The organism is Pseudomonas sp. Z1-12 (assembly GCF_051132015.1).
GTDB classification, from domain to species: domain Bacteria; phylum Pseudomonadota; class Gammaproteobacteria; order Pseudomonadales; family Pseudomonadaceae; genus Aquipseudomonas; species Aquipseudomonas zanjanensis.
Genome location: NZ_CP071647.1, coordinates 2,801,708 through 2,817,236, shown reverse-complemented (window position 1 = coordinate 2,817,236; position 15,529 = coordinate 2,801,708). Strand labels below are relative to the sequence as shown.

Below are 15,529 nucleotides of genomic sequence, written 5' to 3'. Positions count from 1 at the left end.
AAATTGAACGAACATAACGATAGTCTCGACCAGTTGAAACGTGCCGCACTGCTGCGACTGCTCAAGCAACGCGGCGCGACACGGGTCATCGAAACCGTTGCCGACGACATGGCCCGCGTCGATCGCGACGCTCCGCTGGCGCTGTCGTTCGCCCAGCAGCGACTTTGGTTCCTCGACCAGTTGGACCCGACCGCCAGCGTTGCCTATCACATACCTGCCTCGTTGTTGCTGCATGGCACCCTTGACCAGGCCGCTCTCCAGGCAGCCCTGGACCGCCTGGTGGCACGGCATGAAAGCTTGCGCACCACCTTCCGCCGCGAAGGCGAACACCCGGTGCAAGTCATCGCCCCGGCGAATTGCGGCTTCCGTCTGGTGGAGCACGACCTGCGAAACCTGCCCCGGGACCAGGCCGAACAGCAGGCGGCACGCCTGACCGAGGACGAAGCCGCGCAGCCGTTCGACCTGCTGCTGGGCCCGCTGATTCGCGGCAACCTGTTACGCCTGGCCGATGATGAGCACATTCTGCTGATCACCCAGCATCACATCATCTCTGACGGTTGGTCCATCGGCATACTCGTCAAGGAATTCGCCACGTTGTATCAGGCGTTCAGCGCCGGGCAGCCCGACCCGCTGCCGCCGCTGACCCTGCAATATGCCGACTATGCAGCCTGGCAACGCCAGCACCTCAATGGCGAACGCCTGGATCAGCAAGTGGAGTTCTGGCGCAGCCACCTGGCCGGCGCCCCCGCCCTGCTCTCGCTCCCCACTGATCGGCCACGGCCGGCGGTGCAGAGCTACCGCGGCGAAACCCTGAAGTTCGAGTTGCCCGCGCCGCTGTCCAGCGCCATCGTCCAGTTCGCCCAGTCCCACGCCGCCACCCCGTTCATGACGTTGATGGCCGCTTGGGCGGTATTGCTGGCGCGGATCAGCGGCCAGCAGGACCTGGTGATCGGTACCGTCGCCGCCAACCGTGATCGCTTGGATGTGCAGTCGCTGATCGGCTTTTTCGTCAATACCTTGGCCCTGCGCATCCGCCTGGACGCCAATCCGAGCCTCGAGGAGGTACTGCAGCAGGTCAAGCACCTGATGCTGGAGTCATCGACCCGACAGGACACGCCGTTCGAACAAGTCGTCGAAGCCCTCAAGCCACCGCGTAGCGCCAGCTTCAGCCCGGTGTTCCAGACCATTCTCTATACCAATGCCGGGGACGGCGGCGGCCAGTTGCAACTGCCGGGCCTGGACTTGGAGTTCCTGCCTTCGCGCAAGGGCAGTGCCCAGCACGATCTGTCCTTGCACATCGACGAAGGCGGCCCATGCCTGTCCTGCAGCCTGTCGTATTCCACCGCGCTGTTCGACGCCACCACCATCGAACGCCTCGCGGCGCGCTTCGAGCGCCTGCTGCGCTGTTTCACCGAAGCGGCGCATACGCGCATCGGCGCGCTGGAACTGGACCCGCCCCTGGCCTTGCCAGAGGTCAGCGCATTGACGCCTGCGCCGGGGCCGCTCTCGCTGTCTTACCATCAGGAACGACTCTGGTTCGTCGACACCTTCGAAACCGGCTACCTGTACGAAGCCAACCCGGTCTACCACAACATTGCGTTGCTGCTGGAACTGACAGGCGAGATCAATCAAACCGCCCTGCAAACCGCCCTCGACGGCTTGCTGGCCCGCCACGACATCCTGCGCTGCCGGGTGTCGAACGACGGTAGCAGGGCCTGGCAGCAATTCGATGGCCCGGCCACCCTGGCGCTCGAACGGATCCAGGGCAACCCCCACGACCTGGCGGACCAAGCCCTGGCCGCGACCCGTCGCCCGTTGAACATGGACGGCGGCAGCCTGGTGCGTGCCAGCCTGGTACAAGCCAGCGATCGGCACGCGATCCTGGCCATCGCCGTGCACCATCTGCTGGCCGACCGCAGCGCCATGCAACTGCTCAAGCGCGACCTGCTGGCCCTCTATGAAGCCGCCTGCGCCGAACGCAGCGCCCAATTGCCGGCATTGTCGTTGAGCTATGGCGACTTTGCCGCCTGGCAACGCAACCTGCCGGCAGCCGTGCTGGAAAACCTGCGGGCCTACTGGGCCTATCAATTGCGCGGCAAGCTGCAAGCCCTGGAGCTGCCACTGAATCGACCACGGGCGGCGGTGCATGTGTTTGCCGAAGCCACCCACGGTTTCACCCTCGAACCGGCGCTGGTACGACGCCTTGAAGCCCTGGCCCGGGAAGTCGGCGTGAGCAGCGACAGCCTGGCCCTGAGCGCATTCACCGCCTTGTTGCGCCGCTACGCCGGCCACGATGAACTGGTGATCGGCACCACGGCCGCCTGCCGTGAACCGGCCCTGCGGGATGTCGTCGGGCCGCTGGACAACCTGCTGGTCATGCGCGGCCAGTGCGACAGCAACACCACCTTGCAACAGCTCTGGGAACAGACCGCCAACCACCTGACCCAGGGCCTGCGCCACCGGCACATGCAGTTTGACCAACTGGTGCTGGCCCTAAATCCGGCCAAGGACATGAGTCGCACGGCGCTGTTCGATGTGCTCTTCAATTTCCAGCGCACCAGCGACCAGAACACGCTGGTGGCGGGCCTGGCGGTCAGTACCCTGGAAACCAACCTGGGTTACGGCAAGAACGACCTGCACCTGCTGATCACGGCCGATGAGTCACGCTGGGCCGGGCATCTGGTGTACAACGCGGAGTTCTTCGACGCGGCGTTCATCCAACAACTGATGCGCCATTACGTGCGCCTGTTGGAAGCCTTCGTCGAGGATTCACAGCAGCGTGTCGACGACGTCCCGCTGCTGGATGCCGCCGAACGGCAACGGCAGATCCTCGACTTCAACGACAGTGAAGCAGCCTGGCCCGATACCCTGGCCTTGCATCAGATTTTCGAGGAACAGGCGCGCCAATACCCGGACCGCATCGCCGTCAACCTGGGCCAGGAGCGGCTGAGCTATCGACAGCTCAACGAACAGGCCAACCGCCTCGCCCGTCGCCTGCGTGCGGCCGGCGTGCAGCCCCAGGAGTTGGTGGCCATCGCCCTGGAGCGCTCGGTGCAGATGATCGTCGCCACCCTGGCGGTGCTCAAGGCCGGTGGTGCCTACGTGCCTATCGACCCGAGTTCGCCCCAGGAGCGCATCGCCTACGTGCTGCGCGACAGCGGCGCACGCAAGGCCATCGCCCACCAGGACATGTGCCCGGCGTTGCAGGCCCTTGGCATTGAAGTCTTCGATACGGCCACGGACAGCGGCGTCAGCGCCGCCAACCTGCCCAACCTCAGCGCGGCGGACCACCTCTGCTACGTGATCTACACCTCGGGCTCCACCGGAGAACCCAAGGGCGCGTTGCTCGAACACCGCAACGTCGTGCGCCTGCTGCACAACAATCGGCTGGACTTCCAGTTCAGCGCCGACGATGTCTGGTCGTTGTTCCACTCCAACGCCTTCGATTTCTCGGTCTGGGAAATCTTCGGTGCCCTGCTCTACGGCGCGCGCCTGAGCCTGGTGCCCGAGGCCCTGCGCCGCGATCCAGTGGAGCTGCTGGGTTTCCTTGAAAGCGAGCAAGTGACGGTGCTGAACCAGACGCCGTCGGCGTTCCTGCAACTGAGCGCCGCCGCCCTGGTGACGCCACAGGTGCGCCTGGAACGCTTGCGCTACGTGATCTTCGGTGGCGAGAGCCTGGAACTGGGCAAGCTCGACGCCTTCCACCACGCCTTCGGGCATGTGGCGCTGGTGAACATGTACGGCATCACCGAAACCTGCGTGCACGTGACCTACAAGGCCATTGGCGCGGCGGACATCACCGCCGGCATCTCGAATGTCGGGCGGCCGATCCCGACCACCGTGGCCTACGTGCTCGATGCCCGTCAACAGCTGCTGCCGGTGGGTGTGGCCGGTGAAATTTGCGTCGGCGGGCTGGGGGTCGGTCGTGGTTACCTGAACCGTCCGGCCTTGAGCGCCGAGCGTTTCATTGCCGACCCGTTCCGGCCTGGCGAGCGGCTGTATCGCTCCGGGGACCTGGGCAAGCTGCTGGACAATGGCGAAATCGTTCACCTGGGCCGAATCGACGCCCAGGTGAAGATTCGCGGTTTCCGCATCGAACTGGGGGAGATCGAAGCCAAGCTGCTGGCCTGCGACGATGTGCGTGAAGCGCGGGTATTGGCCCGCGAGGACGCGAGCCAGGGCAAGCGCCTGATCGCCTACCTGATCCCTCGGGCGGGCGCGGTGCTGCAAGTGGCGGCATTGCGCAAGCAGTTGGGGGCGACCCTGCCCGATTACATGATCCCTAGTGCCTTTGTCAGCCTGCCCGCCTACCCGCTCACCGCTAACGGCAAGCTGGATCAGGACGCGCTGCCGGCACCGGACTTGGATGCCATGTCCGAGCGCGGTTATGCCGCGCCCGAAGGTGCCACCGAAATGGCCCTGGCGCAGATTTTCCAGGAGCTGCTGGGCCTGGAACGCGTGGGCCGCAGTGACAGTTTCTTTGAGTTGGGCGGGCACTCGCTGCTGGCCGCGCAACTGGTTTCCCGGGTGCGACAGCAGTTGGGCGGGGAACTGATGCTGCGCGAACTGTTCAGCCATCCCACCGTGGAGGAACTGGCCCGGGTCGTCGGCGACGTGCAAGCCGTCAGCACCGAGACCATTGGCGTCGCCGACCGCAACGCGCCGCTGGCGCTGTCCTTTTCCCAGCAACGCCTGTGGTTCCTCGATCAACTCGATGCCAGCGCCAGCACCGCTTACCACATGCCCGCGTCCTTGCTGCTGCGCGGCAATCTTGACCGTGACGTGCTCAAGGCAGTCCTCGACCGTTTGGTGGCACGTCACGAAAGCCTGCGTACAACCTTCGAACGGCATGGCGAACAACCGGTGCAAGTCATTGCCCCCGCGGACTGCGGCTTTGCGTTGGCCGAGCAGGATTTGCGTAGCCTGCCTTACGAGCAGGCCAGTCTCAGCGCATCACGCATCGGCAACAGCGAGGCCGCGGCACCGTTCGATCTACGCCAGGGACCGTTGATTCGCGGGCGCCTGCTGCGCCTGGCCGAAGACGAACACATGCTGCTCATCACCCAGCACCACATCATCTCCGACGGTTGGTCGGTGGGGGTCTTGGTCAAGGAGTTCGCTGCGCTTTACCAGGCCTTCAGTCAACACCAGGACGATCCGCTGCCCGCGCTATCGATTCAATATGCCGACTACGCCGCCTGGCAGCGCCAGATCCTACACGACGAGCGCCTGGGCCAGCAGGCCGACTTCTGGCGTGAGCACCTTGGCGGGGCACCATCGCTGCTGCCCTTGCCCTACGATCGCCCGCGTCCCGCGGTACAAAGCTACCGGGGTGGCGACGTCAAGGTGAATATCGCCCCGGCGCTGCGTGAACGCCTGGAACACTTTTGCCAGGCCCACAACGTCACCCTGTTCATGGCGTTACTCGGGGCCTGGTCGGTCCTCATGGCACGCCTGGGTAACGAATCAGACGTAGTGATCGGCGTACCGACGGCCAACCGTGGCCGCACCGAAACCGAAAACCTGATCGGTTTCTTCGTCAACACCCTGGCCTTGCGGGTAGACCTTGGGCAAAACCCGAACGTGGCGCAACTGCTGGAGCAGATCAAGCAAACCACCCTGGCGGCCCACGAGCATCAGGACATTCCTTTCGAACAAGTCATCGAAGCCTTGCAGCCACCGCGCTCCCTGAGCCACAACCCGCTGTGCCAGGTCGCTCTATCGCTGAACAATACCCCTGGCGGCGTTGAGCTGAGCCTGCCCGGCCTGACCCTGGTCCCGGTGGCCCAGGCGCATGAAACCTCGCAGTTCGACCTGATGCTGACGCTGGGCAATGACGGTGGCGCGCTGGCCGGCGTCATCGAGTACGCCAGCGACCTGTTCGACCATGGCACCGTGGAACGCTTTGCCCAACACTTCCAGACTTTGCTGGAAGCCATGGTCGAGGATGCCACTCAACCGGTGCTCGCCTTGCCGTTGCTCAGCCCGGCCCAGCGCCAGGCCTCCCCGGCGACCCTGCCGCCCACCGCCACCTTCGCCACGCAACTGCTGATCCATCAGCGCTTCGAACAGGTCGCCGCCGCACAGCCCCAAGCCACCGCCCTGGTCCTGGGCGAACGCGAACTGAGTTACCGGGCGCTCAATCGCCGCGCCAACCGCATCGCCCGTGAACTGCTCGCCCAAGGCGTGCGTCCCGATGACCGCGTGGCGATCCTGGCTCGGCGCGGAGTGGAAATGGTCTGCGCGGTGCTCGCCGTGCTCAAGGCCGGTGCCGCCTACGTGCCGCTGGATCCAGCCTACCCCAGCGAACGCCTCGGCTACCTGCTGGCCGACAGCACCCCGGTCGCCTTGCTGGCCCAGCCTGACTGCCTCGACGTGTTGCCCGAACACGCCGTGCCGGTGGTCAACCTCAAGGATTACGTCGCCGAAGACGACCTGGCGGACGAGTCCCTGGACTACAACCTCGAAGCCGGCGCCCTGGGCCTGACGCCCCGGCACCTGGCCTACGTCATCTACACCTCGGGGTCCACCGGGCTGCCCAAGGGCGTGCTGGTGGAACACGGCAATGTCGCCCGGCTGTTCGACGCCACCGCCGGCTTGTTCGACTTCGACCACAACGACGTATGGACGCTGTTCCACTCGTTTGCCTTTGACTTCTCGGTCTGGGAAATCTGGGGCGCCCTGAGCTACGGCGGCAAGCTGGTGATCGTCCCGAGCGACGTCGCCCGTTCGCCCGATGACTTCTATGCGCTGGTCTGCCAGCAGCACGTCACGATCCTGAACCAGACGCCGAGCGCCTTCCGCCAGTTCATTGAAGCCCGCGGGCGCAGCGACCAGGAACACGCCCTGCGCGAAGTGATCTTCGGCGGCGAGGCCCTGGACTTCCGCAGTCTGCGCCCCTGGACCGCACACACGGCGCTGTCACGCACCCGTCTGGTGAACATGTACGGCATCACCGAAATCACCGTGCACGCCACTTACTACCCGATCAGCCAGCTGGAAATCGACACCGGCGCGCCCAGCCTGATCGGCCCGCCACTGCCCGACCTGTGCCTGCGCATTCTCGACGAGTACCAGCAACCGGTGCCGGTGGGCGTTAATGGCGAAATCTACATCGGCGGCGCGGGCGTGGCCCGGCATTACCTGAACCGCGAGGCGCTCAATGCCGAGCGGTTCATCAGCGATCCCTACGCCGTTGAGCCCGGCGCAAGGTTGTACCGCACCGGCGACATCGCTCGCTACCGCGCCGATGGCGGCGTGGTGTACGTCGGGCGCAACGATTCGCAGATCAAGATCCGCGGCTTCCGCATCGAGCTGGGGGAAATCGAAGCGCAATTGCTCAACTGTGCCGAAGTTCGCGAAGCGTTGGTGATCGTGCGCGAAGACCAGCCCGGCGACAAACGCCTGGTGGCGTACCTGATCGCTCATGAAGGGGCGGTCCTTGAGTCTTCGGCCTTGCGCAGCCAACTGGCAAGCGTGCTGGCCGAGCATATGGTGCCCAGTGCTTTCGTGGCCCTGGCCGCCTGGCCCCTGACCACCAACGGCAAGCTCGACCGCGCCGCCCTGCCGGTACCGGACTTGTCTGCCGCCGCGAGCCAGCACTATGAAGCCCCACTGGGGGATATCGAGACGACGCTGGCCAACGCCTGGCAGACGTTGCTCGGGGTTGAGCGAGTGGGTCGTCAGGATCACTTTTTCGAACTCGGCGGTCACTCGTTCCTGGTCATCAGCCTGATCGAGCGCTTGCGGCAGGCCGGCCTGCAACTGGATGTGCGCACGGTCTTCTCCGCGCCGACACTCAAGGCCATGGCCGCCGTCCTCGCCGGTGGCAGCAACACCCAACACGTGATCCCGGCGAACCTGATCCCCGCCGACTGCACGACCATCGAGCCGCAGATGCTGCCGCTGGTGACCCTCAGCCAGGGGGAAATCGAGCAGATCGTTGCCGACGTCCCCGGTGGCGCCGGCAATGTGCAAGACATCTACCCGCTGTCATCGTTGCAGGAAGGCATCCTGTTCCACCACTTGTTGCAGTCCGAAGGCGACGCCTACCTGATGCGCACCGTGGTGACGTTCAGCCATCGCCAGGTGCTCGACGACTTCCTCGCCGCCGTGCAAGTGGTCATTGACCGTCATGACATCCTGCGCACCGCCCTGCGCTGGCACGGCCTGCCGCAACCGGTGCAAGTCGTGCATCGCCAGGCGCAACTGCCGGTCGTGACCCTGGACGTCTTCCCCGGCGAAGACGCCATGCAGACCCTCCGGGACCATACCGACACCCATCACCTGCGACTCGACTTGCAACGGGCTCCGCTGATCGCGGCGTACATCATCTACGACGAGCCCCAGGCACAATGGCTGCTGGCGTTGCTCGACCATCACCTGGTCAGCGATAACGTCACCTTGCGCCTGATCATGCTGGAAATTCAGGCGATCCTGGCCGGCCAGGCCAACAGCCTGCCGCCCTCCCAGCCTTACCGTAACTTCATCGCCCAGGCCGCCAGCGTTTCCCAGGCCGATCACGAAACCTATTTCCGCCGCTTGCTGGCCGATGTCGACGCCACCACCGCGCCTTACGGCGTGCTGGATGTCAGGGGCAACGGTGCGGGAATCAAGCGTGCCGTGAAGCACTTGAGCGACGACCTCAGCGCCCAGGTGTATCGAACGGCACGTGCTCAAGGGGTCCCGACTTCCGTGCTGTTCCATGCGGCCTGGGGCCTGGTGGTGGCGGCAACCAGCGGACGCGACGACGGGATTTTCGGCACGGTGCTGTCGGGCCGCTCCCAAGGCACCGCCGGTGCCGACCACGCATTGGGGATGTTCATCAACACCCTGCCGATGCGCATTCGCCTGCAGCAAAACACCGTCAGCGACATTGTCCGCGACGCCTACCAGCAACTCAGTGAACTGCTGACCCACGAACAGGCGTCCCTGGCCCTGGCCCAGCGTTGCAGCGCGGTGGATGCCTCGCTGCCGCTGTTCACGGTGATTCTCAACTGCCGCCATGGCGACTTGGTGAACGCATCCGGGGAAATCGCCGAAGACATGGGCGACCACGAAGGCATGCACTTCATCGCCTCCGAAACCCGCACCAATTACCCCATCGAGATTGCCGTGGCGAATGTGGGCAGCGGGTTCTCCCTGACCGCCCAATCCATCACCGGCATCGACCCGCAACGCATCGCCGCCTACCTCGCCCAGGCCGTTACCGCCTTGGTCGAAGCCCTTGAACACGCCCCGGACCGCCTCGCCAGCCAGCTGGACGTGGTGCCCGCCAGCGAGCGGCAACTGCTCCTGGAAGACTTCAACCGCAGCGCCAGCGACTTCGGCACCGCGCAACCGATCCACCACCTGTTCGAAACCCAGGTCCAGGCCAACCCCGACGCCGTGGCCCTGGTTTGCGAACAGCAACAAATGACCTATCGCCAGCTCAATCGCCGCGCCAACCACCTGGCCCGCCAGTTGCTCGCCCTCGGCATCGAACCCGACCAGCGCGTGGCCGTCTGTGCCGAGCGCAGCCTGGACATGATCGTCGGCCTGCTCGGCGTGCTCAAGGCCGGTGCCGCCTACGTGCCCATCGACCCAGCCCATCCCGCCGAGCGCATGGCCTTCATGCTGCAGGACAGCCAGCCTCGGGCGCTGTTGACCCAGTCGGCCTTGTCCTTGCCCTCCGGCGATCTGCCCCTGCTGTGGCTCGATATCCGTGAGTCGCTGCACGCGGCGGATGACGCTGGGTTTGACGTCAACCCGCAGATAGCGGGCCTGACAGCCGATCACCTGGCCTATGTAATCTACACCTCCGGCTCCACCGGCCAGTCCAAGGGTGTGATGGTCGAGCACCGTTCGGTGTTCAACTTCTGGCAAGTGCTGACCCGCACCACTCACCAGCATTGCCCGAGCCCGGCCACCGTGGCCCTGAACGCCGGGTTCTTCTTCGACATGTCGATCAAGGGCATCTCGCAACTGTTCTCTGGCCACCGGCTGGTGATCATCCCGCAACTGATCCGCGCCAGCGGCCACGAGTTGCTGGACTTCCTCGAACAGCATCAGGTGCACGCCTTCGATTCCACGCCATCGCAGCTCGACACCCTGCTCGCCGCCGGCCTGCTGGAACGCAGCAGCTACCAGCCGGTGAGCGTGCTGCTCGGTGGCGAGGCCATCAACGCCGCGACCTGGACGAAACTGCGCGACTGTCCGAGCATCCGTTTCTACAACATGTACGGCCCCACCGAATGCACGGTGGACGCCACCATCGACCTGATCCGCGACCTCGGCGAACGTCCGAGCATTGGCCGGCCGATTGCCAACGTCCAGGTGCACGTGCTCGACGCCCGCGGCGAACCGACGCCCTTGGGCGTGGCCGGTGAACTGCACATCGGCGGTGCCGGCGTGGCCCGGGGTTACCTGAACCGAGCGGAACTGAGCGCCGAGCGTTTTATTGCCGACCCGTTCAGCACCGAGCCGAACGCACGGTTGTACAAGACCGGCGACCTCGGTCGTTGGCTGGCCGACGGCACGCTGGAATACCTGGGGCGCAATGACTTCCAGGTGAAGATCCGTGGGTTCCGTATCGAGTTGGGGGAGATTGAAAACGCCCTGGTGGCCTACCCGGGTATCCGCGAGGCCGTGGTCATCGCACGGGAGGATAGCCAAGGCGATTCGGACAGCAAGCGACTGGTCGCCTATGTCTGCGGCGAACCGGTCCCGGCCGAGCAACTGCGCAGCGCGTTGTTGAGCGGCCTGCCGGAATACATGGTGCCCAGCGCCTTCGTCCACCTCGATGCCCTGCCCCTGACCGCCAACGGCAAGCTCGACCGTCGCGCCCTGCCGGCCCCCGGCCAGGATTCGCTGGCCAGCAAAACCTACGAGGCGCCCCAGGGCGACACCGAAATCGCCATTGCCGAGATCTGGAAAGGTTTGCTGCACCTGGATCAGGTCGGCCGCCATGACGGCTTCCTCGAACTCGGCGGCCACTCGCTGCTGGCGGTGCAATTGCTGTCGCGGCTGCGCCGCAAGCTGGGCGCGCGGGTTACCCTGCGCGAACTGTTCGACGCGCCGACCGTGCGAGGCCTCGCCGCCCTGGTCCAGGGCGCATCGACAACCGAGGCGACGTCAATTCCGTTGGCCAATCGCTCAGGCCGACTCCCGTTGTCCTTCTCCCAGCAGCGGTTGTGGTTCCTCGATCATCTGGATCACGCGGCAGGGGCCGCTTATCACCTGCCACTGGCCTTGCGCTTGAATGGAGCGTTGGACACAGCGGCGCTGCAAGCAACCCTCGATCGCCTGGTGGCGCGTCACGAAACCCTGCGTACCCGGTTCGAACTGGTGGACGGCGAACCGTTGCAGAAAATCGCACCCGCCGACCACGGCTTCCAGTTGGAACAGCAGGATCTGCGCGCGATTGCACCCGATGAACAGAAGGCCACGCTGGAGCACCTCGGCCGGATCAACGCTACGCAGTTGTTTGACTTGACCCTCGGGCCACTGATGCGCGGCCGCCTGGTGCAATTGGCGGATGAGGAACATGTGCTGTTCATCACCTTGCACCACATCGTTTCCGATGGCTGGTCCAACAGCGTGCTGGCCCGTGAGGTCAGTGTCCTCTACAGCGCATTCACCCAGGGCCTGAAGGATCCGTTACCGCCCCTGCCGCTGCAATACGTGGACTACGCCGCCTGGCAGCGACAGTCCCTTGAAGGCGCGGCGCTGCAGGCGCAAATCGACTTCTGGCGGCAACACCTGGAAGGCGCCCCCGCGCTGTTGAACCTACCGCTGGATCGATCGCGCCCAACGATACAAAGTTATGCTGGCGGTATCGTCAGTTGCGCATTCTCACCCTCGCTCAGTGCCGATCTGCGCGCGTTCAGCCAAGCCCAGGGCACCACGCTGTTCATGGTCTTGCTGGCCGGTTGGTCGGTGTTGATGAGCCATCTGAGCGGCCAACGCGACGTGGTGGTCGGCACACCGGTGGCCAACCGTCAGCGTCCGGAGCTGGAGACGTTGATCGGTTTCTTCGCCAACACCCTGGCGCTGAGAGTCGCCACCGAGCAAGACACTCGCGTCGACGAACTGCTGGTGCGAATCAAGGACCTGACCCTGGCCGCCTACAATCACCAGGACCTGCCTTTCGAACAGGTGGTGAGCGCCCTGCAACCGACGCGCAGCATGAGCCACAGCCCGCTGTTCCAGGTGATGTTGAGCCTGGACAACACGCCGCCGGCACCGTTGCAATTGCCTGGGCTTGCGGTGCAAACCCTGGCAAGCCCCCACAACACCACGCAGTTCGACCTGTCACTGTCCCTGATCGACAATGGCGAGCGCATCGGTGGCAGCCTGCAATACGCCAACGATCTGTTCGACATTGCCACCGTGCAGAATATCGCCGGATTGTTTGCCAAGGTCTTGGAAAACCTGGTGACCGACGCACAACAATCCATCGGCCAGTTGTTGGAGAGCACGCCGGCGCTGGTGCGCTCGGCCAATGCCGTCGTCCAGCCCGTCACCGCTGAAGACGGCCCTGCGCCGCTGCCCTACGAAGCGCCCCAGGGCGACACCGAGATCGCCATCGCGGCCCTCTGGCGGGACCTGTTCAAACAGGAGCGGATCAGCCGCCACGATGACTTTTTCAGTCTCGGCGGCATTTCGCTGATGGCGGTGCAAATGGCCTCTCGCCTGCGCAAAGTCCTGGGTAAACCGATCGCCGTGCGCGACCTGTTCGTCGAGCCGACCATTGCCGGTTTCGCCCGGACCCTCGACGGCCAGGCCCGCCCCGGAGCCCAGCGCAATCTGGTGCCGATCCGCCGTACCGGTTCCCAACGGCCGCTGTATCTGGTCCATCCGCTGGGCGGTGAAGTGCAATATGCGCGGGACCTGGCGCCGGTGCTCGATCCCCAGGTACCGGTCTATGGCTTGGCCGCCAGTGGGTTGGTGGCGGGAGAGGCACCGCTGTCCGATGTACCGGCCATTGCAACGCGTTACCTGACGGCCATCCGTCAGGTCCAGCCACAAGGTCCGTACCGGATCGCCGGTTGGTCGGCCGGGGGCCTGATCGCCTACGAAATGGCGCGTCAACTCCAGGCCGGTGGCGAGGGCGTGGAATTCCTTGGCATCATCGATGCGTCGGCCCGCCCGGATCCAGTGCCCGAACCAGCGATCAGCGAAGCGCAGTTCCTGATGGCTTGGCTGCCCGAGGGCATCGACCCTGATCTGCTCCAGCAATTGACGGCGCTGGCGGAACACACCGCCATCGAGGCGATGCTGGCGCTGTGCATGACCCATCGCCTGCTGCCGGAGGAGTTGCCCGATGACATCGACGCCACCCTGCTGCGCACTCACCTGGGCGTCGCCTATGCCACACGCCTGGCCATCGGCGCCTACGTCAGCCCGCCCAGCCCACTCAAGGTGTCGTTGTTCACCGCGAGTGAACAGCAACGCAGCGACCCGACCCTGGGCTGGCGTGGGTTGTTGCAGGATCGGGTGAGCGTGACGGCCCTGCCCGGCAACCACAACACACTGGTCAAGGCGCCCCATGTGGCCCGGTTGGGCGAGGCGATTTCCCAGGCTTTGAAAACCATTACCACGTCATAGACCACCTTGGGCTGTCCCGCGAGCGATCCGCTGGGCAGCCCAGGATGTGGAAGCCGACCCACCGTCATCGCGAGCAGGCTCGCTCCCACAGGGAATCTGGGGCGTTGGTGAGTTTTGCATTCACCACAACCCCCTTGTGGGAGCGAGCTTGCTCGCGAAGGCGGCGGCACATTCAGCATCGTCGCAAGCTGACCCACCGCTTTCGCGAGCAAGCTCGCTCCCACAGTTTTGATCTGTGGTTGACCTGGGTTTTTCTGACACAACACGAATCCTGTGGGAGCGAGCCTGCTCGCGAAGGCGGCGGCACATTCAGCATCGTCGCAAGCTGACCCACCGCTTTCGCGAGCGCTCCCACAAGGTTTCACCCCCCTGATCTGCGGGCTGGAATGTCCCCGTTTTCCGCTACAGACGTTTCCTACCTGCAACCGCTTAAATAACCCCTCAAGCTGAATCGTTTCTGTGGATGGAATCCACAGGCGATGTCCGATCGCCCGCCGGTCAGGACTGTCACCCATCGCACGATCACTCTAAAAGGGAGCCTTATGCATGTGATCATTACGGCCATCGGCTCAGCCGGTGACGTTCACCCATTTATCGGGATCGGCCGCACCCTCGCCGCGCGCGGGCATCGGATAACCTTTTGCGCCAGCGCGGTGTTCGCGCCGGTGATCGAGCGCTGCGGCTTCAAGTTCCTGCCCCTGGGCACCCGCGAGGAATATCAAGCCGTCATGGCTGACCCGGCGTTGTGGCATCCACGTACGTCACTGCCTACCCTATGGAAAACCGTCGGCGGCACGTTGCGCGAACAGTATCGGCTACTGGAACAGGCGTGCGACAACGACACCGTCATGCTGGGTTCGTTGTGGGCGTTTTCCGCCCGCCTGCTTCAGGAACGGCACGGCATCCCACTGATTACGGGCCAGGTCACACCGTTCGCCATCTGGTCGCCCCTTGCGCGCCCCGTCCATCCACCGGGAACGAACCTGCCAACCTTCGTACCGTATCCCTTGAGGCGCTTGCTGCTGGGGGTCATCGAGCACACCGTCCTCGATCGACTCATGAAGCCTGAGCTCAACGGCTTTCGCCGCGAACTGGGCTTACCCCCGGTCAAGCGCATCATCAGTCGGTGGATTTCCTCGCCTGACCGGGTGTTGGGATTGTTTGCGGACTGGTTCGCCCCGATCCAACAAGACTGGCCCGCCCAGACGGTGCTCACCGGGTTCCCGTTATTCGATGAGTCCGGCTTCGAGGCGCCAGACGCCGAGCTGGAGGACTTTTTGAGCGAGGCCCCGCCGGTGGTGTTTACCCCGGGTTCGACGACGGTCAATGCCGCACAGTATTTCGCCGCTGCGGCTCAAGCGCTGAAGTCGATCGACCGCCGAGGCGTGTTCCTGACCAGCCAGGCGGTAGACCCAAGTTTGTCCAGCGACGGCAGGATCCTGGTCAGGCCTTATGTCCCCATGAGCCGCATCCTGCCCCACACAGCGGCCCTGGTGCATCACGGCGGCGTCGGGACCACAGCCTTGGCAATCGCCGCCGGGGTGCCACAGATCGTCACGCCATTTGCCCATGACCATTTCGACAATGCAGCGCGAATGCAGCGCCTGGGGTGCGGCTTGCAAGTCTTCGCACCGGCCTGCGCCGAGTCATTGGCGACGGCCCTGGACACGGTGCTCAACAGTCATGAGGTACGCGCCAGTTGTGACCGCTACAGCCAGCTGATGCCCCCTGGCGACAGCGCTCGCGAAGCGGCAGCGCTGCAAGTGGAGGCCATTGCTCGCAGAGCCGCTACGTATCGCGTCGCGTAATCACGATTCGATGAGTGGCCTGTGGCGAGGGAGCTTGCTCCCGCTGGGCTGCGCAGCAGCCCCAAGGAAGCTGGCCACAATCAACCTGAAACACCGCGATGGCCGTTTTGGGGGCCGCTTCGCAGCCCAGCGGG

2 protein-coding genes are annotated in these 15,529 nt (G+C 64.7%); both read left to right on the top strand.

What is annotated here, in order from left to right:
• The first annotated feature begins 3 nt into the window (after positions 1–3).
• Positions 4–13,587 carry an amino acid adenylation domain-containing protein gene (locus J3P85_RS12320; protein ID WP_434706007.1) on the top strand — a complete coding sequence of 4,528 codons (13,584 nt, stop codon included), beginning with the start codon at positions 4–6 and terminating at the stop codon, positions 13,585–13,587.
• A gap of 542 nt (positions 13,588–14,129) precedes the next feature.
• Positions 14,130–15,395: a glycosyltransferase gene (locus J3P85_RS12315; RefSeq protein WP_434706006.1), complete on the top strand. Its 1,266-nt coding sequence runs from the start codon at positions 14,130–14,132 to the stop codon at positions 15,393–15,395.
• The last annotated feature ends 134 nt before the right edge of the window (positions 15,396–15,529 follow it).

Coding starts and splice junctions, on each gene's coding strand:
- J3P85_RS12315 (WP_434706006.1), top strand. CDS start 14,130: ATGCATGTGATCATTACGGCCATCGGCTCAGCCGGTGACGTTCACCCA.